This is a genomic window from Pseudanabaena biceps PCC 7429 (genome assembly GCF_000332215.1).
Taxonomy (GTDB): Bacteria; Cyanobacteriota; Cyanobacteriia; order Pseudanabaenales; family Pseudanabaenaceae; genus Pseudanabaena; species Pseudanabaena biceps.
The window spans coordinates 1-10407 of sequence record NZ_ALWB01000239.1 but is presented as its reverse complement, the minus strand read 5'-3'; the positions used below and the strand labels follow the sequence as shown (position 1 = coordinate 10407).

At 42.9% G+C, this 10407-nt stretch carries 8 protein-coding genes; 4 read left to right on the top strand and 4 right to left on the bottom strand.

Annotation, left to right across the window (positions count from 1 at the left end; all coding sequences use genetic code 11):
* The 3 genes from PSE7429_RS19505 to PSE7429_RS19495 form a co-directional block, all read right to left on the bottom strand.
* On the bottom strand, positions 1–891 hold an 891-nt coding region (locus PSE7429_RS19505), incomplete at its 3' end, for a hypothetical protein (protein ID WP_009629062.1).
* Between the two features lie 3 nt (positions 892–894).
* On the bottom strand, positions 895–1401 hold the full coding sequence (locus tag PSE7429_RS19500) for a phage tail protein (protein ID WP_009629061.1): 507 nt from the start codon (positions 1399–1401) through the stop codon (positions 895–897).
* 575 nt (positions 1402–1976) lie between these two features.
* A complete protein-coding gene (locus PSE7429_RS19495) occupies positions 1977–4391 on the bottom strand; it encodes a PstS family phosphate ABC transporter substrate-binding protein (RefSeq protein WP_009629059.1) in 2415 nt (804 codons plus the stop codon).
* A 335-nt stretch (positions 4392–4726) separates the two neighbouring features.
* Between PSE7429_RS19495 and PSE7429_RS19490 the strand changes: the two genes are divergently transcribed.
* On the top strand, positions 4727–4993 hold the full coding sequence (locus PSE7429_RS19490) for a Nif11-like leader peptide family natural product precursor (protein WP_231664060.1): 267 nt from the start codon (positions 4727–4729) through the stop codon (positions 4991–4993).
* Between the two features lie 178 nt (positions 4994–5171).
* On the opposite strand, the gene PSE7429_RS19485 is transcribed toward PSE7429_RS19490, so the two are convergent.
* Positions 5172–6881 carry a tetratricopeptide repeat protein gene (locus tag PSE7429_RS19485; protein ID WP_009629057.1) on the bottom strand — a complete coding sequence of 570 codons (1710 nt, stop codon included), beginning with the start codon at positions 6879–6881 and terminating at the stop codon, positions 5172–5174.
* 131 nt (positions 6882–7012) lie between these two features.
* On the opposite strand from PSE7429_RS19485, the gene PSE7429_RS19480 reads away from it, so the two are divergent.
* The 3 genes from PSE7429_RS19480 to PSE7429_RS19470 form a co-directional block, all read left to right on the top strand.
* The gene (locus PSE7429_RS19480) at positions 7013–7726 is read left to right on the top strand and encodes a pentapeptide repeat-containing protein (protein WP_009629056.1); all 714 of its coding nucleotides are present in this window, start codon (positions 7013–7015) and stop codon (positions 7724–7726) included.
* Between the two features lie 192 nt (positions 7727–7918).
* Complete coding sequence (locus PSE7429_RS23905; protein ID WP_009629055.1) at positions 7919–9886, top strand: eCIS core domain-containing protein; 1968 nt, start codon at positions 7919–7921, stop codon at positions 9884–9886.
* A 232-nt stretch (positions 9887–10118) separates the two neighbouring features.
* A partial coding sequence (locus PSE7429_RS19470) for a hypothetical protein (RefSeq protein WP_009629054.1) occupies positions 10119–10407 on the top strand: 289 nt, incomplete at its 3' end.

The window sequence follows — 10407 nt, the reverse complement described above, 5'->3', positions numbered from 1 at the left end:
GTTTGAGATAACTTGCCTTTGGATCTCAGTACTTTGAGAATCTAAGATAGGTTGAATGGTGTCGGACTCTCTTTGGATCGTGCGATCGCTTTGAGTAATATTATCTAGCCGAGCTATATCAGGTTGATTGCGATCGATAGGAGCAGAATAATCTGCATTAACTCTTGCTTGAATATTGCGATCGCTTTCTAAATTTGTTAAATCAGCAGTATCAACTTGCCTTTGAACTGCCTGATTTATATCGCTGTTTATATCGTGGGACTGGTTATCTGGTATTTCTGCAATGGCTGTTGTTTCTGCAATGGGTTGATCGGAAGTTGATGCACTTGGGATTGGCGAAGCGTTATCATTAGATCTTTGGATTTGAGGAGAATTAATTGATTCAACATCATTTGAGATAACTTGTCTTTGGATTTCAGTGGTTTGAGAATCTAAGATAGGTTGAATGGTAAAGTCGGACTCTCTTTGGATCGTGCGATCGCTTTGAGTAATATTATCTATCTGACTGAGGTCTGATAATTCGCTAGATCTTTGAATTGGGCGATCGCTGATTAAACCACTTGCCGATCGCAGGAATTTGCTCTGTTCTTGTAAATTAGCTTTAGAAGCAACAGATTTAGTTTGGATAGTATTTAGAGAAGGTGATTGTAGAGGACTATTAAAGAAAGGGGAGTCTTCAAAGGAACTCGCAAGAAATTCAGAGTCACTATTGATATCTAGATTATCAGGGCTTAATAGGGAAATTGCTCCCAGAGGATAAATAAATTTTGGCTGTAAGAATGACTGTCCAAGCGCATTGGGGACTATTAAAGGCTCATAATTACCTAGCGGAATATCATCATATATTCCGTCATCACTAGCATCAAAGGAGGGAGGAGTATTTTCAGTCACGTCTTATGAACTTGGGAAAGAACCATTGGATGTATCTCTGGTGACTACGGTAGCAGCCCCACCGCCTGTTGTTGCCACTGTTAGCCCCTCAATTGCTAAGGATAACTCTTCGATCGCAACAGCATTGCCATCGGCTTGAAGGGATGGTGCTTGCCAATTAACGGGAATCGCACCGATTAAAGTCCAACATTGTCTAGTTTCGCCAGCTTGATTAAAGAGCAAGATACGGATGTTACGTCTTCGGGATGTGGTAGCTGTGAACCAGTTCCAAAAGCTGAGGTCTTCGGTTACTCCGCGTTTGAGAGTTACCTCTGAAAAGGTCGTATGTCCTAAGAGAATCTTTTGCTGGTCATTATTGCCTCCCTCAAGGTAGGTTTCATAATTTACTTTGGCACTCAATCCCGTACATTCAGTAAAACATGCCACAATTGTTGAATCAGGGGACATCTCTACATAGAAATGGTTGGTGGTAACGTAAGATGCTGATCTGGTAAAACCGTTACTAGTCATAACCTGCCCTCATAATTTCTTCCCGCCCGCTCCTTTTGCTGCTTCAAGTCATCTAGAAGAAGCTGATGCACCCGATTGCTTAGCAATCTTATTCTTAAAGGCTCTTGTAAAATCTGAGCAGCCAACTTGGCAAGTTCAGCTCTTTCTTTGGGGTCTCCAGAATAGTTTGCCATCAAAGCTTTGCCATGTATATGTAAACGTATACAACGTATACTTAGTATATTTAATCGTATATTTACACTACATTATATAGCAATGCAAGTTTTGCTTAGGATATAAAATTCCTAAGATGGCAACGCCATCTTAGGAATCTCAAAACCTTACTGGGTCTGTTTTTTAATTCACTGAAGTGTTGCCTCATTTTAGTGAATTGGTATAAAATCCAGATCTAAGCCCTGTGGCGCTCGCTGCGCGTGCGCCACAGGGCTTAGATCTTTATATCTATTTGAACTGGGCTTTGAGAAAGGGTTGGCGTAGCCAACCCTTTCTCAAAGCCCAAAAGTAGAAGCCTTGCGTAGCAAGGCTTCTACTTTTGGGCTTTTAAGATTTGCCAGCTTAACTTGAACTGACGTTACTTAATTGGGGGATTTGATGGGAAATTTTAAGGGGATGAGTCCAGTTTGCTTGAGTAAATTCTGCGCTTCATCGGTGCGCATGATCGCGATAAAACGTTCGGCGATGGGCAAGCGACGATTATCACGGGTATAGACTACCGAAATCGGATATGCAAGAGGATAGGTTTGATTGATAAAGTTACTGTAATTTTGAGTGTAGCTACCTTTTTCGTTACAAAGATCGACATTGGGGGTAACAGCTTTGCCCGATTTAAACATGAGGGGTGAGATAAAGGGTTTATTGTCATCGGCGATCGCGAGGGGATAAACGGAGCATTGACCAAAGACTTGACTGATCGATCCAAAAGAAATGCTGCCGATACTTCGGTCTTCAAAGTCTTGGATTACCTGTCTGAGAGAATCAAAAACCGATAGGGATGTAATGCTATTATTACCCTCTTGGATCAGCTGGCGGAAAGCAGCGATCGCATCTTCATCTTTGAGCACCCGTTTTTCAAAAATTTCGATCGCATCATTATCGAGAGGCATATAGAGCTTCACAGGGAGATTTGGCCCCCCCAACTGTCGCCAATTGATGATCTCACCTGTATAGAGTTGACGTAATTGGGAGAAGGTAAGTCTACCATGCAAGGCGGTGGGCAGACTATTATCGCGTTGGGCATAGCTAAAGGCAACAAATACTGTTAAGCCATCGTAGGCAATATCTTGGGTAATAAAGGTTCCATCTAAATTATCAGTTACGCTTGAAATCGCAAAATCAGCTTGATTAGATTGCAATTGGGTAATTGGCGATCGATTGCTATTCTTGTCAACTACGACGGGTTGATATTTAAGTTGGAGTTTTGGTTGACGCTTTTTCAATTCATCTTCTAAGGTCGAACCTTTAGCAATTAAATTATCTTGTAAGAGCGTGTAGTTCCAAGAGCCATGTTTGTCAGCAGTATAAGTAAATTTACCTTTAGGAATGTCAGATATTTGATTGATGCAACAGGGAGCATTTAGACTAGCGGTTTTGGGCGGTTGGGTTAACCAGAAATATAACAGGAGCAACAGAATTAACAGGAGCGTAACTGCGATCGCGATCGCAATTATTTTTTTGGTTATCCATGCCCACCACTTCTTTTTAACTGGGACAACTTCCTCTTTGTCAATGAATTCCAGCATGGCATCGCGTTCAATCGGTATTCGTAGCAATGCTCGTCTGGCAATCTCGGCACTGCTATAACTGACTTCCCCAAAGCCAATCAAGTTTTGAATGAATTTTTTTAGCCCTAGATTAACCTTTTTATCCCAATGGTTTATTTCATAGGGATTTAAGCAAGAACGGTTTTCGAGATCGATCACACCACCCTTTAGTAAGTAAAAGGCGATATATCCCAAATCCTCTAGATCCCGATTAATAGAGTAGGCTGGCGTTTGGACATCGGGAGGATAAAAACGATCTTCCCATAGCGCCATATCATTGAGATAGACCGTAAATCCTTGGAAATCGGTGCGGATGGCGATGCTATAAAAGGATAGATTGCCATGGGGTAAGCCTGATGTTACTATTCCAGAACGCAAGCGATACTTCTGAGAATGTAAAGATTCAAGGGTTTGTAAAGCTTGATTGAGAAATGACTTAACCTGCCAATTACTCATAGCTCCATGCTCTGCTAAATATTCAGCAAGAACGATCGCCTCATCATTTCGGGGTAAAATTGCATAACAGCGCTCTTCGCGAGCATCAGCGATCGCTTCTATGGGGGTAATTAAGCGGGAGTCTTGGATTCTGCCATCTGATAGTTTTAACTCTGATGATATTTCAAAATTACGCTTACAGGCTCTTGTCTCTTGATCGTTAAAATATTTTTTGGGAATTACATATTCTTTAAATAGGAATTCTTCACCATTAGTTAAATTTGTCGCATTATAGAGTCTGCCAGTGCCACGAATACCGATATAGTTATCTACTTGATAAACACCACTTCTCCCCCGAACCTTAACTTCTGAAGGAAGACTGGCAGGAAATTGACATTTTTTACAATATTTATTATTAGGATCTTCGGTAACAGCTTGATGGGGAAATTCACAGCGAAAGGGATTGGATTCTTGACATTGATAGCGTAGAAATTGTGGTTTAATTTGCCAGATTGTTCCCACCCTTTGATCGATGGTAATTTCTTTTAAAACCTCTTTAGATTCTATCTTTTCTGGTACTCCAATCCCCTTAAAAGAAGTAATTGAGGGTGGGACTAGCCCTAAGTCATCTCTGAGAAAAGGAAGAAGAAATCTTAAAGGAGGTGGAATTATTTTATTGAGGAATTCAATAAATTTATTGCCGATTAATCCATCGATTATGCCAATAAATTGATTCCAAACATCAGTAATACGTTTCCAGAACTTCTGCCAAACATTTGGAGCTTTTCCTGTCATAGAGCGCTGTCCTTACCTTGATAAAAACCCAAAAAGCTGTACTCGTGTGGAGTGATTTTTTGATGAAATTATTCCACAAGTAAAATCTCTAACTAAAAAATCTAGTGAAAAATCTAGTGAAAAATTATATTGATAGACTAGACTATAACGTTTTCTTGGCGACTGGAGTATAGCGGTTTTTATTTTGCCTACTCCCTTCCCAGTGAAAGATTAGGTAGTCCTAAACAGGAAAGGATTTAAACAGGTAAGGATGGTCGGCGCTTCGCGCCGCCCATCCTTACCTGTTTAGCACTACCAAAGATTAGACCCTTGGGATGATTTATGGCAAAGTTTGTATGGTTCATATATTCTGGTATAAAATCTATTCCACCACTTTACTCCTATTCAAGATTATGGCAAGAGAGCAAGTGGCGCGCCTTTATCGGGCAGCCAAAAACAATTCCCTCCTTAAGGCAAAGCTAAATCAGGCTCCCAATCTTGAAAGTTTTGTCGAAATGGCAAGAGCAGAGGGATACGATTTCACAATTGAAGAATGGCAGCAGATGACCAATTTTGAGGTCGAGGAGTTAAAGTGTCATCTATCAGAAATTCCTGGGATCTAGCAACACCACAGGTGAGTACCTACAGCGCTTTGCGCTCAAACCCAAATCAAGGAAATTTTGGAAAGCGTTGCTTAGCAACGCTTTCCAAAATTTCCTTGTATTCGTTTAATCGATAATTGTTGTAATACCAATTTAAGAGATGAGTGGCGGCGCATCGCCGCCACTCATCTCTTAAGTTTTAGGGCTTGGCTGGTTTTGGTTTTAAGCGTTCGATCGCGATCGCTTTATTGAGAGTTGCTTGGGTTTGGCTGGGATTGAGCTTGAGTGCTTGTTCAAAGGCAACAAGAGCGTCCGCATTACTATTGAGAGCAAGTAAAGCGAGTCCTCTTCCCGTCCAGTAGTCAGCATTTTTGACATCGATCGCGATCGCTCGACTATAGGCAGTTACCGCCTCCACATTCCGCTCGATGGACATTAGGGCTAAACCGAGATTAAACCATGCTGTATCTGATTTAGGGTTAATGCCGATCGCCTGTTGACTGGCGGCGATCGATTCGCGAAAACGATTGAGTCGCCAGAGCAAAGCCGCTTTGTTTGTCCAAATATCTGCCAAGAAAATTTGACTGCCAATATTAGCATCGCCTTGAATGGCTTTGTCATAGGCGGTTAAAGCCTCTTCGGTACGTCCTAGAGAAGCTAAAATGCGCCCATGATTAAACCAAGCACTCGAAGAATTTTGGTTAAGGGCGATCGCCTGATTGGTCGATGAAAGGGCTAGATCGAAACGTCCTAACGCCCAGAGTGTGGCGGCGCGATTGCCCCAAAAACTCGCTTGCTTAGGTTGGAGAGCGATCGCTCTATTTGCCGAGGCAAGGGCTTCTTCGTACTTACCTAAACCATTGAGGGCATTAGCCCTCTGATCCCAAGCCCAAGCAGGTCCCAGATAATCCCATTGTTGATCGCCTTCTTGCAGGGCTGAGTTACAGGCTGCCAGAGCTTCTTTATACTGACGCAGTTGGTTGAGGGCGGCGCAGGAATTGGCGAGGGCAAGGGAATACTTATCTTTGGCTTTCAAGGCCCATTCTTGCGAAGCAAGGGCTTCGGCATAGCGTCCGAGCCGCCATAAAATCATGCCCTGCTCTGCCCAAGCCTGCGCGTTTGTGGGTTCGATCGCTACCGCCTTGTCATAGGCAAATAGGGCTTCGTCAAATCGCTGTAACTGGTTTTGGACTTTGCCCTTAGTTTTCCAAGCGATCGCTGGAGTGGCTTTTCCCCAGTTGGCATTAACTTTAATAGCGCGATCGCAGTCTTGGAGGGCATCGGCGGCTCGTTCGAGAGAGACAAAAATATCACAACGTTCGGTTAGGGCAAGGGAGTAGTTGGGGTTGGAGCGAATGGCTAAACCGAGGGATTCTAGAGCCTCAGCCATTTTTCCCGCACGTTTTAATATGGCTCCTTGGATGTACCAGACCATCGCTGGAGAGGCATCATCCCAATTGAGATCGATCCTTAGGGCGAGCTCGCAGGAGGTGATCGCATCCTCATACCGTTCTAACTCATTCAAAGCGCCACAGCGTTTAGCTAAAGCCCCCGAACTGTTTGGCTGTAACTTGATAAAGCGATCGTAGGATACTACTGCTTCGGTATACATTGCCAAACCCACCATCGCATCCCCCCTTTCGAGCCAAGCGATCGGCTCGTTGGTGTTGAGGGTAATCGCCTGATTGCAAGCTTCAATTGCTTCTTTGTACTTGCGGGATTTAACCAAGGAGCTACAAAGCGAGGCCCAATAGTCAAAATCCTGTAACTTTTCTTGGGCGATCGCGATCGGGGCGATCGGCAAATTTAATAGCACTAGCGAGAGTAATAAAACTCGTTTACTTTGCTTAAATAAATTAATGAAAGAACGCAAAATCACTGTTACTCCCAAGTTTTCAACCCCAAACACAGGTTTAGCAAAAAGTTCTCATTTATGACTCCACCAATACAATAAAATCCGTAAAGTAAAGTCCGTAAAGTATGACAACTTTTTCTATCCACATTAATTTATCATCATAGTTATCATCATAGTTTCGATGGATGCTAATACTCAATCCCATCGGCAATCGAATTCTACAAATGAGCGTTATTCCTAAAGTTTTATGGTCGGGAGCTTGGGCGATCGTGCTGCTTTCTGTCGCTTCGGTCTCCTTTGCCGATCCTCTGAGCGATCGCCTTCAAGCCCTCAATCGGCAGAGACTAATCGAAACCAATCGCTGTCAGGGCTGCAATTTACGCAATACGGATTTGAGCGGGCTCAAACTAATTGGGGCAGATTTAAGTAAGGCTGAGCTTCAGGGGGCAAACCTTCGTAGCACCGATCTGAGGGGGGCAAACTTACAGGAAACCAATCTCGTCTATGTCGATCTGAGCTATGCTGACTTGCGCCTTGCTAATTTTGGTAAAGCGAATTTAACAGGAGCAAATCTTAGCAATACCCATTTGCTTAGTGCCTCCTTTCGGCAGAGCAATCTCCAAGAGGCAAATTTAACCGATACCTATGCCGATGGCAACGTTGATGTATTTACCCAAGTTCGTCAATTTGTCGATCTTGAAGGCGCAAATTTACTAAAAGCAAATTTGACTAACGCCAAGCTAGGTTTTGCCAATCTGGAAAATGCTAATCTCAGCGAAGTAAATTTGGTTGAAGCCAATCTAGAAAATGCTTCTGTAATAAATACAAATTTTACGAATGCTAAGTTATGTAACACCACTCTCCAAGATGGGTCAGTCAGCGAGCAAAGCTGCCGTTAAGCTAGTCAGTGGCTAGTCAGTAGCTAAGCACAACCCTAAAATCTGTAGTGAACGCGCAGCGTTCGCTACAGATTCAGAAACAGATTAAGAAATATTTAAGCTGTAACTAGGCATCTCAATTTAAATATGTGAGAATATTAGCCAAGGCAGAAATAGTATGTTGTTCTACAAGTAAATTTAGGGGTTAATACCGTGAAGCGTATTTATGAAAAGTCCTATCAACCTGTAACCTCTCCTCAGCCCATAACCCTAAATTTACAAACTAGAGGCTTTGCATCACTACAGGCAAAAGCCTCTACGGATATTTCAACCTCAAAACATCCAGACTATTCCGAAAATACATCGGCAAATACATCTGAAAATATATTAGAGAAACTAATCTCTACTCCATCATCGGCATCGTCAGGTCAAGCAGTCCAAAGGAAGCCCCATCATCGCTTAAGAGCTGCCTATGCCGAGCAGATGGCAATCCAAGCCAAGCTGAATATTGGCGAACCCAATGATAAGTATGAAAAAGAAGCTGATGCTACCGCCACCAAAGTCGTACAGCAAATTAATGCTCCCACTTCGAGCCAATCAATCCAAAAACAGGATGCTTTAGGAACAGAAGAAGAAGGGATTCAAAGAAAACTTTCCTTTTCTAGAATCCAGCGAAGAGAATCGATCGCAGGATTACCCGTGAGATCATTGCTCCAGAGACGAGGAAGCCTTGATGGAGGTGAAGCAGAACCCGATTTAGAAGCTTCCATTCAAACGGCAAGAGGGGGTGGACAAGCCCTCGACCCTCATCTACAAACTAAGATGGGACAAGCGATGGGAGCGGATTTTAGTAGCGTGAGGGTGCATACGGATTCACGGTCTGATCAGTTAAATAAGTCAATCCAAGCCAAAGCCTTTACGACGGGACAAGATGTATTCTTTCGGCAGGGAGCTTATAACCCCAGTAGCAAAGGTGGTCAGGAGTTGATTGCCCATGAGTTGACCCATGTCGTTCAGCAGAGTAGTAATAATGGGACTGGTTCTATGAAATCAGGACTCATCTCCCGAAAACTTAGCGTCCAGAACACACAATGGGATAATGTTCGTCAAATTTATTCCAGTGGTAAAGGTGGCGGAGGTGTCTTAATGTTTGCGGATAAGCTAGGAGAACGCCAAATTATTGCTAAGGCGGGTGTACAGGGTGCAGAAGAAATAGCAACGGCAACCCTAATGGCGGGAGTAAATAAAAGCAAAGATAAGTGGAATATCGGTACGCCTGATGTGAGAGTTCTGCCTCCTAACGAAGCGGCACAGGCTAGTACACAAATGCAAAAGCGGATTTTTCAAGGCACATTACAGCATCAGGGCGATCGCGTCAGTAAGCTTTTAGGAGATATGCAAAGAGGCAACATTGGTGATATAATAGTGACTTCTACGGCTAAGGGGCAGGAATTGGGTGATATGTTAACTGGTTCACAAAATCAGGATCAGATTACAACAGGGGATAAACGTATTGGTAGCGATAAGGATAAGGTTAACAAAGACAGTCCGCTCAAGCTATTTATGGACAATGAGTTCATGAAAGCTCTGGGTCGTATGGCGGCTGTTGACATCTTCCTTGGTAACTGGGATCGACTCGCAGATAAATTTAATCCAGAAAATTTATTTATCAAGCGAAATACTATGGGCGGTGGCCAAATTACAGGTATTGATAACAGTGGTGAACAAGGAATGTTAACTTCGCAGCAGGGTGACGTTAACGCTTGGTTAAATCATGCAACGGGTCTGCCACAAATGATGATTAATGGAGAATATGTAAAGATGGCTCATGTTCTGCTGGTAACTGATGATCGAGGATATGGTGCTGGGTTTTCTCCAATCTTGTCAACCTTGATGGGGTCTTTGCTAGGTATTGATACTTCAGGAGTAGACAACTCCTATGATGGCAACAGTAATATGCCTAACATTAGAACCCAAGGGGGAATCAATAATAACCCACAGGTGATAGCGGTTCGAGATAAGTTAAACAATCACATGGCAGAGATGTCAAACTATGTAGCTCAGGGGATTGAGCAAGGAGTAAGACGACTCAAAGATCTACCCCAGCTTGATCTCACAAATCATACAAATGGGGATGTAGCCCAGCAGAACTATCTTGATCGCCTAAACCGATTACCTTAGTGCGATAGAGCAAGCGCTGACTTGTCAGTTCGCCGATCCTATAGCTATCGTGTAGGTTGGGTTGAAGAATGAAACCCAACAGGCATTATATAATGTGATTAACTGTTGGGTATCGCTGTCGCTCCACCCAACCTACTTTTTATGATTTCTATACAACGATCGCTTGAATGCATTGTAATTGCTATATTACATTGTAAGTATCTACCGACAAGCAAATTTAGGGATTAATAACGTGAAGCGTATTTATGAAGAGTCTTATAAGCCTGTAACTTCTCCTCAGCCCACAACCCTAAATTTGCAGGCTAGAGGCTTTGCACCACTAGCGAAACAACTAGAGTCAGATGACTCAACTCAAATACGGAGAAATTTATCTTCGGCAAATATATCTGAAAATATATTAGAGAAACTAATCTCTGCTCCATCATCGGCATCGTCAGATCAACCAATCCAAAAGAAGCCCTATCATCGCTTAAGAGCTGCCTATGCCGAGCAGATGGCAATCCAAGCCAAGCTGAATATTG

What these genes read in the sequence shown, in the direction of transcription:
- PSE7429_RS19500 (WP_009629061.1), bottom strand. Translation starts at nt 1,401, where the DNA reads ATGACTAGTAACGGTTTTACCAGATCAGCATCTTACGTTACCACCAAC.
- PSE7429_RS19480 (WP_009629056.1), top strand. Translation starts at nt 7,013, where the DNA reads ATGCTAATACTCAATCCCATCGGCAATCGAATTCTACAAATGAGCGTT.
- PSE7429_RS19495 (WP_009629059.1), bottom strand. Translation starts at nt 4,391, where the DNA reads ATGACAGGAAAAGCTCCAAATGTTTGGCAGAAGTTCTGGAAACGTATT.
- PSE7429_RS19490 (WP_231664060.1), top strand. Translation starts at nt 4,727, where the DNA reads ATGGTTCATATATTCTGGTATAAAATCTATTCCACCACTTTACTCCTA.